17 protein-coding genes are annotated in these 18,000 nt (G+C 43.7%); 4 read left to right on the top strand and 13 right to left on the bottom strand.

The window, feature by feature from the left end:
• Positions 1-86 precede the first annotated feature (86 nt).
• From PQR79_RS19345 to PQR79_RS19310, 8 genes are all read right to left on the bottom strand, one after another.
• Positions 87-857 carry an ABC transporter permease gene (locus PQR79_RS19345; RefSeq protein ID WP_238106261.1) on the bottom strand — a complete coding sequence of 257 codons (771 nt, stop codon included), beginning with the start codon at positions 855-857 and terminating at the stop codon, positions 87-89.
• Positions 857-1,792, bottom strand: a complete 936-nt coding sequence (locus PQR79_RS19340; protein ID WP_238106260.1) for an ABC transporter ATP-binding protein — start codon at positions 1,790-1,792, stop codon at positions 857-859. Before PQR79_RS19340 ends, PQR79_RS19345 begins: the two co-directional genes overlap by 1 nt.
• 147 nt (positions 1,793-1,939) lie before the next feature.
• Positions 1,940-2,470 carry a hypoxanthine phosphoribosyltransferase gene (gene hpt, locus PQR79_RS19335; protein WP_238106259.1) on the bottom strand — a complete coding sequence of 177 codons (531 nt, stop codon included), beginning with the start codon at positions 2,468-2,470 and terminating at the stop codon, positions 1,940-1,942.
• 7 nt (positions 2,471-2,477) lie between these two features.
• Positions 2,478-3,137, bottom strand: a complete 660-nt coding sequence (locus PQR79_RS19330; protein ID WP_238106258.1) for a flavin prenyltransferase UbiX — start codon at positions 3,135-3,137, stop codon at positions 2,478-2,480.
• A gap of 25 nt (positions 3,138-3,162) precedes the next feature.
• A complete protein-coding gene (gene mpl, locus PQR79_RS19325; RefSeq protein ID WP_238106257.1) occupies positions 3,163-4,557 on the bottom strand; it encodes a UDP-N-acetylmuramate:L-alanyl-gamma-D-glutamyl-meso-diaminopimelate ligase in 1,395 nt (464 codons plus the stop codon).
• Between the two features lie 92 nt (positions 4,558-4,649).
• Positions 4,650-4,958, bottom strand: a complete 309-nt coding sequence (locus PQR79_RS19320) for an AzlD domain-containing protein (RefSeq protein WP_238106256.1) — start codon at positions 4,956-4,958, stop codon at positions 4,650-4,652.
• 26 nt (positions 4,959-4,984) lie between these two features.
• A complete protein-coding gene (locus tag PQR79_RS19315; protein ID WP_238106270.1) occupies positions 4,985-5,701 on the bottom strand; it encodes an AzlC family ABC transporter permease in 717 nt (238 codons plus the stop codon).
• A 634-nt stretch (positions 5,702-6,335) separates the two neighbouring features.
• A complete protein-coding gene (locus PQR79_RS19310; protein WP_238106255.1) occupies positions 6,336-7,295 on the bottom strand; it encodes a LysR family transcriptional regulator in 960 nt (319 codons plus the stop codon).
• 431 nt (positions 7,296-7,726) lie between these two features.
• Between PQR79_RS19310 and PQR79_RS19305 the strand changes: the two genes are divergently transcribed.
• The 4 genes from PQR79_RS19305 to nrfD all read left to right on the top strand — a co-directional run bounded on the left by PQR79_RS19305 (position 7,727) and on the right by nrfD (position 10,355).
• Complete coding sequence (locus PQR79_RS19305) at positions 7,727-8,191, top strand: hypothetical protein (RefSeq protein ID WP_238106254.1); 465 nt, start codon at positions 7,727-7,729, stop codon at positions 8,189-8,191.
• A 74-nt stretch (positions 8,192-8,265) separates the two neighbouring features.
• Complete coding sequence (locus tag PQR79_RS19300) at positions 8,266-8,730, top strand: multiheme c-type cytochrome (protein ID WP_238106253.1); 465 nt, start codon at positions 8,266-8,268, stop codon at positions 8,728-8,730.
• A gap of 6 nt (positions 8,731-8,736) precedes the next feature.
• The gene (locus PQR79_RS19295; protein WP_238106252.1) at positions 8,737-9,417 is read left to right on the top strand and encodes a 4Fe-4S dicluster domain-containing protein; all 681 of its coding nucleotides are present in this window, start codon (positions 8,737-8,739) and stop codon (positions 9,415-9,417) included.
• Positions 9,414-10,355, top strand: coding sequence for a cytochrome c nitrite reductase subunit NrfD (gene nrfD, locus PQR79_RS19290; protein ID WP_238106251.1), 942 nt, complete (start codon positions 9,414-9,416; stop codon positions 10,353-10,355). Before PQR79_RS19295 ends, nrfD begins: the two co-directional genes overlap by 4 nt.
• Before the next feature lie 69 nt (positions 10,356-10,424).
• On the opposite strand, the gene PQR79_RS19285 is transcribed toward nrfD, so the two are convergent.
• From PQR79_RS19285 to PQR79_RS19265, 5 genes are all read right to left on the bottom strand, one after another.
• The gene (locus PQR79_RS19285) at positions 10,425-11,105 is read right to left on the bottom strand and encodes a Fe2+-dependent dioxygenase (protein WP_238106250.1); all 681 of its coding nucleotides are present in this window, start codon (positions 11,103-11,105) and stop codon (positions 10,425-10,427) included.
• Between the two features lie 80 nt (positions 11,106-11,185).
• Positions 11,186-13,495 carry a TonB-dependent receptor gene (locus PQR79_RS19280; protein ID WP_238106249.1) on the bottom strand — a complete coding sequence of 770 codons (2,310 nt, stop codon included), beginning with the start codon at positions 13,493-13,495 and terminating at the stop codon, positions 11,186-11,188.
• A gap of 272 nt (positions 13,496-13,767) precedes the next feature.
• Positions 13,768-14,154, bottom strand: coding sequence for an SMU1112c/YaeR family gloxylase I-like metalloprotein (gloA2, locus tag PQR79_RS19275; RefSeq protein WP_238106248.1), 387 nt, complete (start codon positions 14,152-14,154; stop codon positions 13,768-13,770).
• A 123-nt stretch (positions 14,155-14,277) separates the two neighbouring features.
• Positions 14,278-16,335 (bottom strand): PhoX family protein, encoded by a 2,058-nt coding sequence (locus PQR79_RS19270; protein ID WP_238106247.1) that lies wholly within the window; start codon positions 16,333-16,335, stop codon positions 14,278-14,280.
• Between the two features lie 173 nt (positions 16,336-16,508).
• Complete coding sequence (locus PQR79_RS19265) at positions 16,509-17,786, bottom strand: DEAD/DEAH box helicase (RefSeq protein ID WP_238106246.1); 1,278 nt, start codon at positions 17,784-17,786, stop codon at positions 16,509-16,511.
• Positions 17,787-18,000: the final 214 nt, after the last annotated feature.

The following is an 18,000-nucleotide window of genomic DNA, read 5'->3' as shown; positions in this document are numbered from 1 at the left end:
CCTACAAGGTAAATATTTTCTAAACACCACCCACAAAAAAAGGCCCTTGCGAGCCCTTTATCAATGCTTTTTGTGCTTGATATGTATTAACTTCGCAAACCAATCCCGCGAGATATAAGATAATAAGCCACAAACCATAAGCTGGCACAAAAGCCCACCATAATAGCGATAGATAACGGCACGCTAAGATCGGCAAAACCTAAAAAACCGTAACGGAATACGTTGATCATATACACCACAGGATTTAACCCCGATACGCCTTGCCAAAAGTCTGGTAATAACGATAACGAGTAAAATACCCCGCCTAAATAAGTTAGCGGTGTCAAAATAAACGTTGGGATAATGCTAATGTCGTCAAAACTTTTGGCAAATACCGCGTTGATTAACCCGCCTAGCGAAAACAGCACTGAGGTTAAAAATACCGTAAGTATGACTAAGCCGACATGGTGCAGAGTGATGTTCACAAACAGCATGGCCACAACAGTTACAATTAAACCCACACACAAACCACGGGCGACACCGCCACCAACATAACCGGCAATTAACACGTAATGCGGTACTGGCGCGACCATGATTTCTTCAATGTTGCGTTGAAACTTGGCGCTGTAAAACGACGATGCCACATTAGAATATGAGTTGGTTATCACTGACATCATGATTAAACCTGGGGCAATAAACTCCATGTAGCTTACGCCGCCCATTTCCCCAATACGGCTGCCGACTAAATTACCAAAAATAAGAAAATACAAGGTCATGGTAATGGCTGGCGGCACTAAGGTTTGTACCCAAATGCGGGTAAAGCGATTAATTTCTTTGGTTAAAATGCTTTTAAAAGCCACAAAATACAGGTGGTTCATTATTTTGACTCCTTGGCTTTTTCGACCAGTTCTACAAACAACTCTTCTAGGCGATTGGCTTTGTTGCGCATTGATAACACCTCAATGTGAGCCGCGCTCAATTGAGCAAATAGGTCATTCATATTGTGCGATTTTGCCACGTCTACTTCTAGCGTATGGCTGTCTGTTAAGCGGCAATTCATATTAGCCAATTGCGGCGCTGTCTCTAGGTCGTGGCGTAAATCCAATATGAAGGTTTCGACATCAAGCTTGCTGAGTAAGGCTTTCATGGTGGTGCATTCCACCAGCAAACCGGTGTCAATGATACCAATGGTGCGGCACAGCATTTCGGCTTCTTCAAGGTAGTGAGTGGTTAAAATAATGGTCACGCCCTGTTGATTGATTTGTTTTAAAAAGTCCCACATTGAACGACGCAGCTCAATGTCTACCCCTGCGGTCGGTTCATCTAAAATAAGCAGTTTGGGCTCGTGCATTAATGCACGCGCAATCATTAAACGGCGTTTCATGCCGCCAGACAGTTCGCGGGCTTGGGCGTGACGCTTTTGCCATAAATCAAGTTGGCTGAGGTATTTTTCAGCTCGCTCTAATGCAACCGCTTTTGGCACGCCATAGTAACCCGCTTGGTTAACGACTATTTGTTGCACGGTTTCAAACTGATTAAAGTTAAATTCTTGCGGCACTAATCCGATACATAACTTGGCATGTTCAAGCTGTTTATCTATATCAAAACCAAATACCGATACCGAGCCAGAGGTTTTTTGCACTAACGAGCTAATAATGCCGATGGTGGTGGACTTGCCTGCGCCATTAGGGCCAAGCAGGGCAAAAAAGTCGCCCTGCTTTACCGTTAAACTGATTGATTTAACCGCTTGCACGCCGCCTTTATAGGTTTTTTTAAGGTTTTCGATCACCAATGCATTGTTGGTGTTACTCATTGTCATACCTCTAATCCATGAATTGCGCATTAAACACTTATTATTACGTACAGCTAAAGACGTTATAAAAATGAAAAAGACGCAAAAATCTTTAGACACTTAAAACAAAACTCCCGCCTATAGCGGGAGTGTATACCAGTGGTTGTATTAATCTATTGGCACCACTTTAGCGATGTAAGGCAAGTTACGATACTGCTCTGCGTAGTCAATTCCGTAGCCCACAATAAACTCATCAGGAATAGTAATACCGATAAAGTCGACTGGCACCTCAACTTCGCGGCGCTCTGGTTTGTCGAGTAAGGTGCATAGCGCTAAGCTTTTTGGGTCACGCAGCAGTAGCATTTCGCGTACTTTATTTAAGGTGTTGCCTGAGTCGATAAGGTCTTCAACAATCAGCACATCGCGGCCTGCAATATCAGATTGTACGTCTTTAAGCACTTTAACATCGCGTGAGCTGTTCATGCTATTACCGTAGCTAGACACAGACATAAAATCGATTTCGACATGACCTTTAATACGACGACACAAATCGGCCATAAACACGACAGAGCCTTTTAACAGGCCAACCATTAATAAGCGCTCGCTGTTGGCATAATGTGCATTAATACGCTCAGCTAGCTGGTCTAACGTTTTATTGATTTCTTGTTCAGAAATCATCATTTCAATTGTGTGCTTCATAAATATCTCAATTGTCGATGTCGTTTGGCTGGGTGTGTCCGTATCCCCAGCGACTCGTTAAGTCGTGCTCAATCCCCAAATGGTCGAGGATTCGGGAAACCATGAAGTTTACCAGATCTTCTACCGATTGGGGATTATGATAAAAGCCTGGTGCGGCTGGCATTATGGTGGCGCCATGACGAGTAAGACTTAGCATATGCTCTAAGTGTATGGCGCTAAAGGGAGTTTCTCGCGGAACAAGAATTAATTGCCCCCGCTCTTTTAATACCACGTCTGCTGCTCTTTCGAGCAAATTATTGCTCATACCTGTTGCCACTGCCGCTAACGTACCGGTTGAGCATGGGCAAATCACCATTTGTTTCGGTGCTGCACTGCCCGACGCGGGCGGCGAAAACCACTCATCTTTACCCAATACCACTAGCTCACCGTTAAGGGGCGCATCGGGGTTATCAAGCTGTTCAAGCAATTGTGCTTTAGCTTTGTCTGGGTTGGCACTGAGCTGTAAACCATGTTCGGTGGCCAATACCACTCTTGCGGCACTCGAAATCATTAAAAACACTTGGTAGTCATTAGCCAACAAGCATTCAAGTAGCTTAATACCATACGGCGCGCCCGAGGCACCGGTCCAGGCAAGACTTATTGCTTTGGCTTTTTTGGCGTAGGCCATCTTGTATCCTCTAGAGCTATAGCCATTATGCTAAAGCTTTAATGATTTTTTGATGTATACCATTAAAGCCACCATTACTCATAATCACCACGGTGTCGCCTGCTTGGGCGGTATTGGCTACGTTAGTAATAATGTCTTCAATGCTGTGATATACAGTCACTGGAATGGGGGCATTGGTCATGCTGGCGTTTATGTCCCAACCGATATTGTCTGCTTGATACAAATAAGCCACGTCTGCCAGTGCCATTGAGTTGGCAAGGGTGTCTTTATGCACACCGCTTTTCATGGTATTTGAGCGCGGCTCAAGCACGACAATAATCTTCCCTGCGCCATTGCCACCCCCCCCCACTTTGGCACGTAAACCCTGTAAGGTGGTGGCAATCGCTGTGGGATGGTGAGCAAAATCATCATACACTGCCACACCGTTAACCGTATCGAGTAATTCTAAACGACGTTTTGGCGGGCTAAATTGCGCTAATGCCTCAATAGCATGGCCAGGTGCTACACCCACATGGCGGGCTGCGGTAATCGCCATGATGGCGTTTTCAATATTATGTTGGCCAATGAGTGCCCAATGTAATATGCCTTGCGACTCACCATTAAATAGCACTTCAAACTCGTGACCATCGTCAGCAATGGTACGTGCAAACCAGCCACTCGGTTCAGTTGTTGTAGGCTGTTTAGAATAGGTTTCTTGCTCGCTCCAGCAGCCCATATCAATCACTTGTTTAACCGCATCAACGTCGCGTGGCCAAATCACTTTACCCTCGCTCGGTACGGTACGAATAACATGATTAAATTGACGTTGAATGGCTGCCAGATCGGCAAAAATATCGGCATGATCAAACTCTAAATTATTGATCACCAAAGTGCGCGGATGGTAATGCACAAACTTAGAACGTTTATCAAAAAAGGCGCTGTCGTATTCGTCGGCTTCAACCACAAAAAACGGTGAGTTGCCTAGGCGGGCCGATACGCCAAAGTTTTGCGGTACACCGCCAATTAAAAAACCTGGTTCGTAACCGCAGTATTCCAAGATCCAGGCAAGCATGCTTGAGGTCGAGGTTTTGCCATGGGTGCCCGACACCGCCAACACCCATCTGTTAGGTAAAATATATTCAGATAAGAATTGCGGCCCAGACGTGTACTTCATACCACGGTTTAACACCGCTTCTACACAAGGATTACCACGGCTCATGGCATTACCAATCACCACGAGGTCGGGTTGGTTCTCACCTTCTTTGCCCAATTGGATTGGGTCAAAACCTTGAATTAACTCAATACCTTGTTGCTCAAGCTGAGTGCTCATCGGGGGGTAAACGTTAGCATCGCTGCCGGTCACTTTATGGCCCATTGCGCGGGCAAGTAAGGCTAATCCGCCCATAAAAGTGCCGCAAATCCCTAAAATGTGTACGTGCATGATTTCACTCTACTGATCCATTATATGGCGCTTATTCTAATCTATTGCGCCAGTGAATGTCAGTTAACAATTATTGAGAATCATCAATAGGATTAGGGCGAATATAAAAAGAAAAATAGCCCCATACTGAGTACAGTGGTAAGCAGGGTATTGCGAGTAACATAAGCCAACACCGTAGCCACCAGCGCACAGGTTAAATAAGGGTTATAGAGACTAATGGACAACTCACCCTCTGGCACAAATACAATGGGCGCTAATATGGCGGTTAATACCGCTGGGGCAGAATAACTTAAAAAGGTTAAGGTGTTTTTACTTAACCGAATGGGGATTTTAGGCTCTAACAGCAAATGCCGACTCACAAACACCACCGCCGCCATCGATATAATAATCAACCATGTCATAGGTTGTCCTCCTTGGTGGGCACACTCTAAGCACAAGGCGTATCAGTAGCAGCGCCTTCATTGGTGAGTTTGGCATAAGCCATACCCGCCGCCATGCCCGATATGGCGGCAATAAGAAGCCCTGCTTGAATGGCAAATACCGCGCACACCACCGCTAACGTGAGTGACACTAATACGCACACTAAAATTGACGGTTTTTTCACTGTGGGGACCACTATGGCAATAAAGGTGGCAGCGATAGCAAAGTCGAGTCCCAGCTCACCTAAATTATCGATAGACTGACCAGCAACAATGCCCAAAAAGGTCGCTATGTTCCAGCCAATATAAAAAGTTAAACCGCCACCTAAGGCATACCAGCGATCAAACTGATGTTGTGAGGCCATATCACCGCTATGGGCCTGGTTTGAGATAGCAAATAACTCATCGGTGAGTAAAAATCCTAGTCCTAGCCGCCATTTAAGTGGCAATGGGCTAATTTGACTGCGCATGGCCATGGCATACAGTAAATGCCTCGAGGTAATCAGCAAGGTGGTGATTAAAATGCTGCCGATACCAATACCGGCTTTTATCATCCCGAGGGCGACCAATTGCGCACTCCCAGCAAAGATAATCGCCGACATAGCCTGACTTTCTATCGCAGTGAGGCCAATCTCTAATGCGAATGAGCCGGCTAAAATGCCCCAAGGGATGACTGCAATGGTTAATGGCATCACAGCTAACGCACCCGACAGAAACGATTTCATTTTAGATGAAGGGATAGTAATCGATTGGGTTGTGCTCACACTGTCTCCTTATGCCGCCTCCCTACACAGCACTTAAACGCGCTATTTGGCAAAAGAGTAGCCTACTCTAAATAAAACAGTAAAGCCTTATATTTAAAAAGCGCATTTAACACGCATTTTATATACCGCTATAACGTGATACCAATAAATGGTATAAAAGTGAACAAATAGCGGAATATCGCTTAATCATTAGCATAAACAAAAACAAAAAAGCTAAAGTATAAAATGCATTTTATATAAATCTAATTTCACATACACCGACAAAGATTATTAAAATTGTGCAATAAGAAAATTAAAAAATGCATTAGTCATTTTTACACCCATAAATACAGCCAAGTTATATTAGCAATAACAACAGGATTAAAGCATAAGCAACAAAAGCGCCTATTAAGTTAACGTTATAATATCAACATCCATTAGTTTGATTTATTAAAGATGAATCACAATGGCATGTTTAACCATTTAGGCGGGGATATAATCACTTACTGGCGAAATAAATCTATATTTAGGACTAGAGTATCAACTTAGTTGGCATGATAAAACGGGAGGAGATATTCATTATCCCGTACGTTAAAAACGTAACTTTACTGCCGATTTATACCAACTCTAAGGTTAATTCGCGGATTTTTTTCTTTAGCCAGATTGATTCTTCGTTGTCTGCCGTAGGATACGTCACCATGACCAACTTTAAAGGCTCAACAACTTGAAAAATACGTTCACACTCAACTTCAGATAACTGGCAAGCATGGATACCTGAGTCATCATCGAGCATGTCGTATACCGCTTTATAAGGCGTAATCGCTAACGAATGACAATCAGAGAGGTACTCAAATAACGATGAAATGCTGGTTATCGTCATTTCAGTATTTAAGGTGAGCTTTTGGGATTGGCAATATTCTTGAAACGGATTGAGTATTGGCGCCTGTACGCCAATAAAGGTATTGATAAACGGGTATTTAGCAATGGTTTCTAGACTGATTTCTTGTTTTAAAATAGGGTGTTTTTTACAACTTAACAAATACTGACGGTTTAATGTTGCAAGCACTTCAACCTGCAAGTTTTGATCAAAAAAACGGATTTCATTAGGGTCTTTACAACAACACATAACGATACCATGAGGGTCGTTGGTCAGGGTTTCGAGTGAGTGATTACTCCAACTGCTGACATTGATATGAATATTTTTATTATGTACTTTAATGGCGTGCATCAAGGCCCTAGGGTATGCGTGCGCTATCATGCCAGGAAAGGTTAATTCAAAATAACGATGGTGTAATTGCTCGGCACTGTTAACCCGATTAAAATGTTTTGCACAATCAACAATCTCTTTGGCTATGGGGTAAATTTTTCCGGCATAATCATTTGGCACTAAGCCGTATTTACGCCTAATAAACAGATCATCGCCAAAGATTAATCTTGCAGTGTGTAAGCAACGGCTAATTTTTGATGCGGGTATATCTAACATTCTAGAGACATGCGTCGCTGACTTATGCTCATATAGGTTAACTAATATAGTGAGCGTTAATAAATCCAATTTATCTAATTCAATCGGTTTCATATCAATCTCTCCCGTTGCAAATGCAACCTATAATATTAACCAAATATCAAAGATATGATAACGATATTTTAATTATTTGCCTTTTGTTTAATCTAGATCATTAAACTCACAAAGCTAAATTTCTAAATACTACAAACAACAACGAATTACACTTTACGAAATACCTAATTAATCAAATTAGATTTTAACTAACCACAATTACACAATATGCTTTACTCATTAATGCTATGTCCATTACCAGAAAACCTAAAAATAAAACATAAAAACAGTGAATTAGAGCCAGCCCTAAACTCTCACCAATATTCAGCAACTGATTACCGTTAATTGATTAAGATCAATTTAATACGCTATTTCAGGCATAGTATTGATAGTGCATCTACGACAAAAGATGGTTTTAAAAAATAATTTTAAAATGCGTTTGGGAGGTATATATGTTTACTTCAGTCTTTTTAAGTTATGCGTTTGTGTACTCTGTTCTGTTTATTGCAGTGCCTTTTATTATTGTCATGTTTATTATGACATGCATTAAGTTCTTCAAAACAGATCACGAAGAGCACCCTATCACGCTCAAAAAAACACTTTTTGACACCGAAAGTTTTGATTTTATGAAATCACTACAAGCAATGGTGGGAGGAAAGTACGACGTTTGCTGCAATGTCCCCATGGACAATGTGTTTGAAATGGATGCCCACACCGCAGCCGAAAACCACACGAAACTCGATTACGTAGTCATAGACCATGACTCATCTGAAGTGAAACTGATTATCTCTGATTTCAGTAAAGAAGATGACGCTAACGCGAAAAGTTTATTCGAGAAATTCAATGTGAAATTGGTTGAAATGGCGCGAGGCAAACCTTATGACGTGCAGATGTTACAAGGCGTGTTACCTGCGTGAAAGCCCTGTCGGGTGGCAGCTTACCCCTCTCACCCGACATTTTCTGTAATAAACCATTGTAGAGAGGACTGGCTATGTCCCGTATAAACTGGCTACTGATGTTAAGTGTAAGCGTGTTGTCGCTTGCGCTTATGAGTCAGCAAGCACATTGCAATGACTCTACTGAGCAAATTAACAATGACTCGTGCATGAAGTGCCATAAACGCAATGGCAAAATGCAGGGACATCACGCCCTCGATGAGCTTAATTTAAGCTGCAGTTCTTGTCATGGTGAAAAAGGTAATCATCCTAAAAAACCGAATGATTTAATGGTGTTTTCTGCCGACAGCGACTTTGCGGTTGCGACCCAAAACCAAGTCTGCTTAACATGCCATATCCCTAAAAAGTTAGCCGATACTGAATGGACTCATAATGTACATGCGCAAAAAGTTGCGTGCAGTGCATGCCATCAATTGCATCCGCAAACTGACAGAATAATGACCTTAACAACCAAGCAGCGTAGTGATGAATGCCAACGTTGTCATAGTGTGCAGAGGTAATAAATTATGGAAAATTCAAGAAGAGATTTCCTGAGAAGAACCTGTGCATTAGTGGCGGGAGTGTCGGTATCGCCTTTCGCGGTCAATGGCACCACAGATGCTGAAACTGAACAAGCCATAAAGTACGCCATTATTCACGATGAAACCAAATGCATTGGCTGTAATGCCTGTGTTGAAGCGTGCCGTGAAACCAACCATGTGCCTGAAGGCGTAACCCGTTTAAGCATCGAAAAAACAGGTCCTTATGGTGAGTACCCTAATCAGTATTATCACTTTACCCGCCACTCTTGCGAGCATTGTGAAGACGCGCCTTGTGTCAATGTATGCCCAACAGGTGCCGCTTATATTGATAAGCAAACCGGTATTGTGTCAGTGCATGCCGATAAATGCGTTGGCTGCCAATATTGCCTTTTAGCTTGCCCTTATGAAGCGCGTTTTATCAATCCTGTCACTAAAGCGGCCGATAAGTGCGATTTTTGCCAAGAGACAAATCTTAAACAAGGTAAACAGCCGGCCTGTGTTGAAGCCTGCCCAACCAATGCGTTGGTGTTTGGTAACCTAAAAGATCCCGACTCGTTAATCGTTGCGACCTTAAAAGCTAATTCGACTCAACGAAACAAACAAGACTTAGGCACCCGCCCTAAACTATTTCGAATTACCGCCAAACCAGGGGAGATTTCATTATGAGCGCCTTCCATTTTGACTCGTTAGTTTGGCATTGGCCGATTGCCATTTATCTGTTTTTGGCAGGGGTGTCTGCTGGCGCCATGTTTTTTGCTGTGCTGTTAAAGCATGCGTGCCTGAAAGACCAAGCTTATCGCTCTGGTTTTGTGCAAGCAGCATGCATTGTGGCCCCAATTGCTGTGTTAGCTGGGCTGGGTATTTTGGTACTCGACTTAACCAAACCTTTTGAATTTTGGAAAATATTAATTTTTTACAATCCAACCTCAGTGATGTCTTTAGGGGTTGTGGTGTTAATGATTTACCAAGTCTTTATGTTTGCCTGGATAGCCATCACCTTTCGTAAACCTATTGAAGACTGGTGTCGACCACGGTATGAATTTGTCACTAAATTGAGTGAGAAATTAGCCCACTATGAAGCCAGCGTGACCGGATTACTGATTATATTTTCGGTTGCATTAGGCGCTTACACAGGCTTTTTACTCTCTGCCCAACCTCGGTTTCCGATGTTAAATAATCCGGTGTTGCCGTTACTGTTTTTAGCATCTGGCTTATCGTCAGGCGCTGCATCAGCATTGCTCGGTGGCGTGTTACTTAAAGGTAATCCTACGGGTAAAGAAGTTCAATTTATTCATAAAGTAGAAATACCATTGATTTTAGGTGAGATATTTCTGGTGTTCACTTTCTTTGCCGGGCTTATTCTCAGTGGAGGTCAAAGTAAAATGGCTGCCTTTACCGCCATTGGCGAAGGATTTTGGGGATGGGTATTCTGGTTCGGTATTATGGGATTGGGATTATCTGCCCCCTTAGCCATGAACCTGTTTATGACTGCCACCTCAAAACGTACGTTTTCATACGTAGCCGGGACAGCATGTTTAAGTTTACTTGGGGTGATTTTACTGCGTAACTTTATTCTCTACACTGGGCAGATGACGGTAAGCTAATAAATTAAAATAATAAATTCAACAAGTCGAAGGGCGTATATTGACAAAATATATGCCCTTTTTGTCGTATTATAGCTGGGTAAATTGCCTAATTAAGTTGTGATACACATTGTGTAAATTGTCGAGTTCTGCGCGTTCTGTTTTGTTGGCGTTAATCAGCTTTTGAATACTTTGATCAAGTTGATATAAGGTTTGGCGTAAGTTTGAATCTGCCACCATGCTTTGCATCCAAGTAATTGCTGCAACACGTTGGCCGCGAGTAACCGCGGTAACTTTATGTAAACTACTTGATGGGTATACCACTGCATACCCGGCTGGCAGTTTAATTTGCTGCTGACCAAACTCAGTGGAGATAACCAATTCACCACCGTCGTATTCTTCTGGCTCGCTTAAAAATACCGTCATCGACACGTCGCTGCGGATCACCTCACTGGTGTGTGGAATCCGCATAATCGCGGCGTCCACATGGTAGCCATATTCTTCGGTTTCGCTGTAGCGGTTAAAACACGGCGGGAAAATTTTGTGGGGTAACGCTGCTGAAACGATTTTAGGAGTATCGCCAATACGTGCTAATAACTGGTTGGCCAGTTGTTGCACATTGGCGTCTTGCGCATCAGCTTGATGATTCTGCTTAACAGACGCAGCCATACCCATTGCCGTTTGACGACCGTCGCCCCAGGGACATTGCGCAAGTTGCTGACGATAAGCGCTGACTTGCTCTTTACTGAGCACTTTTTCTATAACAACCATGCTTATTTCCTGTTTTCTCAAACCAAAAAACCAACGCTTATCTAGAAGTTAAGCGTTGGTGTTAACGGTAAATCGCTCGATTAAAACTCGTATGTCATCGACAGTCTTGAATTACGTGCATCACCTAAGTACATAAATGCACCCGAACGGTATGCTGCAGTCCAATACTCTTCGTCCATTACGTTACCCACATTTAAGCGGAATGTTAAGGCTTCAGTTGCATTGTAGCTCGCAAATAAATCAACCACTTGATAGTTAGGCACCACAATGCTGTAACGCTCATTGGTGCTGTCGTAACCTGCGGCAGTATCGGGTTGTCCGCCGTACATTTCGCTTTGGTAAGTATAGCTACCACCGATAACAAATGATTCTGTTAACTGATAACGTAACTGTAAATAGGCACTTTCGTCGGCAAAGTTACTGAGTGCTAAACCAATGTTTGCTGGGTCGTATGAATCCAATACTTCTGAATCCATTTTAGCCGCCGAAAATTGTATGCTCAGCTTGTCGGTAATGTTACCTACCATACCAAACTCAATCCCTTTAACGCGGTTTTCACCTGTGTTTAAGGTACCTAGGGTTGTATAGCTGTCGCCAACGCTTTCCATTACATCACTTTTAGTGATTTGGAAAATAGACGCTGAGAACATCATTTTGTCATCAAACAACATCCACTTGGTGCCAAGCTCGATGTTTTCTACGATTTCAGCATCGGCTTCACTGGCTTGATCTTCAGTACCACATACACCGCCATAACCACAATTGCCGCCTAAGTCAGACTCGCCACCATTGATGTTGGTAGCGGTGCTGTAGTTAGCATAAATATTAGCGTCTTCAGACAGGTCGTAAACTAAACCGAAGTTAAAGTTATACATGGTGTCTGAATATTCATATAAGGTATCGCTGGTTTGGTTACTGTAATCAAAGCTGTCGAGTCTTAAACCATAAAACATCGACAGTTGCTCAGTCAGTTCAACGTTGTCCATCATGTATGCTGCCACTGTTTTGATGTCGAAGATGGCATCTGACTCGCCTTTTACATAAGTGCGCCCAATCAGTTGGCTGATATTATCAACGGTATTACCCTCACCGTCGATAATACAGTACGACTCAGACACGCCACGACGACCTTCAGTTGAACAGTTTGTCGGGTTGTTGTAGGTAATGTTATACACACCGTTATCGACGTTTTCGTCAGTGTATTCCAAACCAAACACTAGCTTGTTGTTAAAGCCAAAGATTTTGGTGTTCCAGAATAAGTTGAACTGGGTGCTAAAGTAATCTACATCTTGGTTACCCTGGTGAGTACTCAATGTTAGCGTATCGGCACCCGGTGCAGTTGCATCAGTATCGGCACGCGTTGTGCCACTCATACCTGTCGTAATGTAGCCGTTTTCGGTATGGCCAACACGTGTGGCGTTGTACAGGGTAATGTCGCTATTAAGTTCGTACTCTGTGCGCAGAGTAAAAGTGGTCACCTCTGAGTCTAAAAAGTCACCGTCTTGCGCATATACCGGAATATCTTCTAATGGTTTACGGGTATCCTGATCAAAGTAACTGCCTAAATCGGGGATGTCTTCAGCGTTTAAGTGATACACGTCTGCGGTAAATGTTAGCGCATCGGTGGTTTCATACACACCCGATAACTGCACACCTTGGCGTTTGCTGCTAATGCCTTCACGGCCTGGCTTGTCTTCTTCTGCGGTTAAACCATTTAATCGTACTGCGACTTCTTCAGACAAGGGTAAGTTGTAGTCAATGGTGATACGGCTATGATCGTCAGTACCAATGCCTAAATCCACACGACCAAAGTCATAGGCTACTGATGCTTTTTTGGTGACGGAGTTAATCGCACCACCCGATGAACCACGGCCTGCAAACGTTGAGCTCGGACCTTTGGTAATTTCAACACGCTCAGTGGCAAAGCTCTCACGGGTTGTCATACCTGGGTCACGCAAGCCATCAACAAACACGTCACTGCGTGCTTCGTGACCACGAATAATATAACGGTCACCAAACGCATTACCGTTTTCACCCGTACCAAGTGTGACACCCGCTTGAGCTGATAAAATGTCTTTTAAGTCAGTGTTACCTGACTCTTGGATTTGGTCTTGGGTTAATACCGTAATCACCTGTGGCGTATCGACTAACTCTGCTAGACGGCGTTTGTCGGCCGAACTGTTAAACATGTAAACAGAGTTTTGTACACCATGTACACGAATGCGTTCGATAGACTCGTCAGTTTCTGCTGGCTTACAGTTGGCTAAAATGTCCTTATCGCAAGTTTCATTTTGGGTGTCTGCGGCATAAACCGCAGGGCTACCAAACACTAATGCTGCGGCAACAGCCTGTGCACCTAACGACAACTTACTGTAACTGTTCGATTTCATGTCTAACATCATCCTATTATTAATTAGAGTTTATGAAAGTTCGTTTATGTGACGTACTCTACATAAATACAACAAGGATCACAAATACAAATCATTATCATTTGTGTAAAGATTGTAATTGATTGTGCGTATTTGTGCTTCATTAGATGACGGCCAGTAACAAATTAAAGATGAGGTTGACACTTAAATCGTCATTGTGCAGCCAAATATCGGCATACAGGCTGCACAAACTTGGATGAGGTTAAAGGTTAACTGTGAATAAAAAGACGCTGTTAAGTGGTTTGGTATAGTTCGAGTGGCAAGCCGTCAGGATCACAGAAAAAAGTGTATTGCTTGTGGGTGTACTCATCTACCCTTATAGGTTCAACCTCTACTCCATGTTGTTGTAAATGTTGTACCACTTGATTGATATCGTCGACCTTAAACGCTAAGTGACGTAAGCCTTGCGCCTCGGGGAAACTCGGTCTTGGCGGGGCACCATTAAACGAAAACAATTCAATTTGGCTACCGTCGGCCAAGGCAAGATCCAGTTTGTAGGAATCGCGCGCTTGCCGATAATTCTCGGCAATAATCTTGAGCCCTAAAACCTGAGTATAAAACGCTTTTGAGCGAGAATAATCGCCACAAATGATGGCCACATGATGAATGCCTTTTAGCATAAAGCTCCTAATAAAACCCTGATAGCTCAAGTCTATCAGGGTTTTAATCGGCATGAAAAGTGGTTACCGCTTAAGGTCTCCCATGAGCTATCTTACTGTTGGCTCTGAGTGACCTAAAACAGCTTAAACGCCAACGGCACCACCATCATCTTTACGAATGATGACTGTTGCTGCACGCGGACGCACAGTAACACCTGCTGGTGTGGCTTCATCTGCTTTATCCGAATAAGGCCAGTTGCCTGGATGTTGAATATTGGCAAATACGGTAGTGTAATCAGGAGTAATAGCAAAACCTGTGACTTCACAACCATTTGGCCCAACAAAGAAACGTTTAAGTTGAGTTTGATTGTCGCCACTGACCACTTGTTGGTTACCGTCGGCATCAAGCATAGTTGATGGCACTATCGCTAACATCTGGTCGTTAGTTTCTTCAGTCACCTCAGAGGCGCCATTATCGGTTTGCACCCATAAAATACCACGTGCATCGAATGCTAATCCGTCTGGGCTCGCAAACTGATTTAAATCAGTTAAGCCTGATAGGTTGGTTTCTGCATCGCCATCATCAGGCGAACCAAAAACAAAGATATCCCAGCTAAACTCAGTGGCAACATCGCCTTCGTCCCAACGGATAATATGACCAAAGTTGTTATTTAAACGTGGGTTAGCAGGGTTAGTGCTGTCGGTACGTTTGCTGTTATTAGTCAGCGTAAGGTAAACACTGCCAGTGAACGGGTCAACCGCAGCCCACTCAGGACGATCCATTGGGGTTGCGCCGACTAAATCGGCTGCGCCTGCTGTGTTTAGAATGATCTCTTCCAAAGAACTAAAGCTGTCAGCGAGTGTCCCGCCGTCGGTGGTCATTCCGTCAAGGGTTAGCGGTAACCACTCCCCTACGCCATCTTCGCTGAACTTAGCCACATATAATGTGCCGGCATTCATGTATTTGTCGCCCATGCTCAAGCGGTTGCTGCTGTTAGCATCTGCGGCGTCCCAAACGGCATCTGACACAAACTTGTATAGGTATTCAAAGCGAGAATCGTGACCAGAATAAAATGTCAGTGGCTTGCCTTCTTCAAGCTTACCAAACACACAGCCTTCGTGACGGAAGCGACCTAACGCAGTGCGTTTAACCGCGCGCGAGTTAGGATTATATGGATCAATCTCAACGATATAACCATGGCCATTGGCTTCATTGCGGTAATCGTTTGCCGCACTTGTGCCGGTTGGTGTCATGTCAAAACGAGCAAATTCGTCTAAACGCTCATCGTCATTACCCGCTAAGTGGTTCCAGCCGTAACGGGTGTCAGTACTTGGAATACCAATTCGTGATTGCGCTTCAGTCTGCTCGCCTTTGTTTACAAAATATTCTGGCCAGTTTTCTTCACAGGTTAAATAGGTGCCCCAAGGCGTGTAACCATTTCCGCAGTTGTTTAGGGTTCCGCGTGCCTGGCTACCGTCTGGCGAGTAACGCGTTTCAAGATATGAGCTATAAGCCAAAGGACCGCCAATATCCATGACGCTCGCACCAGTAAAGCGGCGGTTGTAGCTGTCGTTTTCAACCACTTGCCACATACCTGATACCAACTTTATACGTACAACTGACACGCCATGCGCGTTGATTTCTTTACGTATCTCGTCAATGACAGTGCGCTTGCCATCGGTATCGTAAGTCGGGCCTGTTGGGTGTAATGCACTTTGGTCAATGTATTCATGGTTAATGCACAATAAGCCGTCATCACCGGCATCATTCAGCGGGAAGAAATGCATGCCATCATGATGCATACCCACTGAGTTTGCTTGATCATCTGCGGTATTACTGCCGTCATCTTTCCATGCAGCGGCTTTTGAGTTAAGTGGTGTACCCCAGGGAGCTAATACATAGGCAGAATAGCCAGCAGGAACAGCCACAGCATCGGTTAACGAACCTGGGATAGACTCAAAGCCTAGTACTGCTGAGCTTTGTGTTGGCGCTGTCGGTGTGGTTGGCGTTTCTGGGGTACTGCTATCATCATTATCAGAACCACAGGCACTTAATCCGAAACCACCAAATGCGGTCATGGCACTTAGGCCCAAACCACGCTTAACAAAATTACGGCGTGATAAGTGAGCGTCCATCACTTCGTTAAATGGAGTGTTTTTGCTTTTATTAAAACGAGTTGGGTTAAACGTCGCCTTGCTCATATGTATTCCTTGTGTATGCTCAACATTAGCTGTAGGTATGATTATTCGACAGATAAGATAAGCATCTAATGTGACAGCAAGGTTCAAAAAACATGACAAAAATATGGCAATTTAAAGACGGTAATGACAATACCGCGAATGCACCACTCACATAAGAAAGCGGCGCTAAGACATTACTTTTTATGACGTGAAGGACGTTGGCCTAAGGCTTTTTTTCGGGCTTGCTGTTTGAGGGCGCCCTTGGTCGTTTTTCTTGTAGTAACAGCCGTTTGAGTTAAATCAGGTTCAAAGCCTGTTAACCATTGTTGCGGTAAGCGGCGGTCTAAAAAGGTTTCCAATTTAATCAGTAACGGTTCGTCATCAACACTGAAAAACGTGATGGCTTGGCCTTGATTACCCGCACGGCCAGTGCGACCAATTCGGTGGACATAGTCTTCAACCTGAAACGGTAACTCCATATTAACGACATAATTAAGCTCGTTAATGTCTAACCCTCTGGCGGCGACATCTGTTGCGACCAATGCCGTTAACTCGCCGCGTTTAAATTGGCTTAGCACTTGCTCACGCACAACTTGTGATAAATCAGCATGAAATGCCTCGGCGCTAACACCGGCATGCTTCATTTGTTTCACTAAGGCATCAGCACCTTGTTTAGTGCGACTAAAAATCAAGGTTTGCTGCCATTTTTCAACCTTAATTAAATGACACAATGCGGCACATTTTCGGTTGCTGTCGAGATGATAAACCCGTTCAACAATACTCACCGCAGTGGTATTACGCTTGGCAACCTCAATCACTTTAGGTGACCGCAATAACCGTTTGCTAAAGCTAAAAATACGGTCATCTAAGGTGGCTGAAAACAACAAGGTTTGCCGGGTTTTAGGCACTTGCTTTAGTACATCGATAATTTCATCTTTAAAGCCCATGTCGAGCATGCGATCGGCTTCGTCAAACACGAGATGTGTTAACTGCGACAAGGACAGCGCCCGCTTACGCAGTAAATCCAATAATCGCCCAGGCGTTGCCACCAAAATGTCTACGCCAGTGCTAAGCTGGCGGATTTGCGCGCCAATACTCACACCACCATACACCATCACACAGGTAATGCTGCTGCCGTGGGCATATTGCTCAATACTGTGGTGAACTTGTTGTGCAAGCTCGCGTGTAGGCACCAATACAAGTGCACGAATAGCCTTGCTAAGACATTGTGGTGTTTGTTGAGTTTCGCTTGAATGCGTTTGAGTTGATGGTTGCAGACTCAAGATTGACTGCAATATGGGTAATGCAAATGCAGCGGTTTTACCTGTGCCTGTTTGCGCGCCGGCCATGACATCTAGACCGCTTAATATCACCGGAATAGCCTGCAATTGAATAGGCGTAGCTTGCTGATAATTAAGTTCAGCTAAACGGGTCATTAATGTAGGGTGTAACGATAATTGAGCAAAAGACATAACAACTCCAAACAGATGGATGCGCAGTTTATCATGCTCATTCGCGTCAAAACAAAGACTAGTCACTTTGTTTTATGACATTGTGTTAGCACTTATTGTGACGTTTAACACATCCCGATGCATGCCAAACAAAATAGTACTTGACTAAAAAGGTTGGACTTATACAATTTAAACATGCAAAGTTAATATATGTTTAAGTTTACACCACGATCTC

The organism is Shewanella metallivivens (assembly GCF_028750675.1).
Taxonomy (GTDB): domain Bacteria; phylum Pseudomonadota; class Gammaproteobacteria; order Enterobacterales; family Shewanellaceae; genus Shewanella; species Shewanella metallivivens.
Note: the sequence above shows the minus strand (reverse complement) of the source record. Positions and strands in the feature narration are given on the sequence as shown.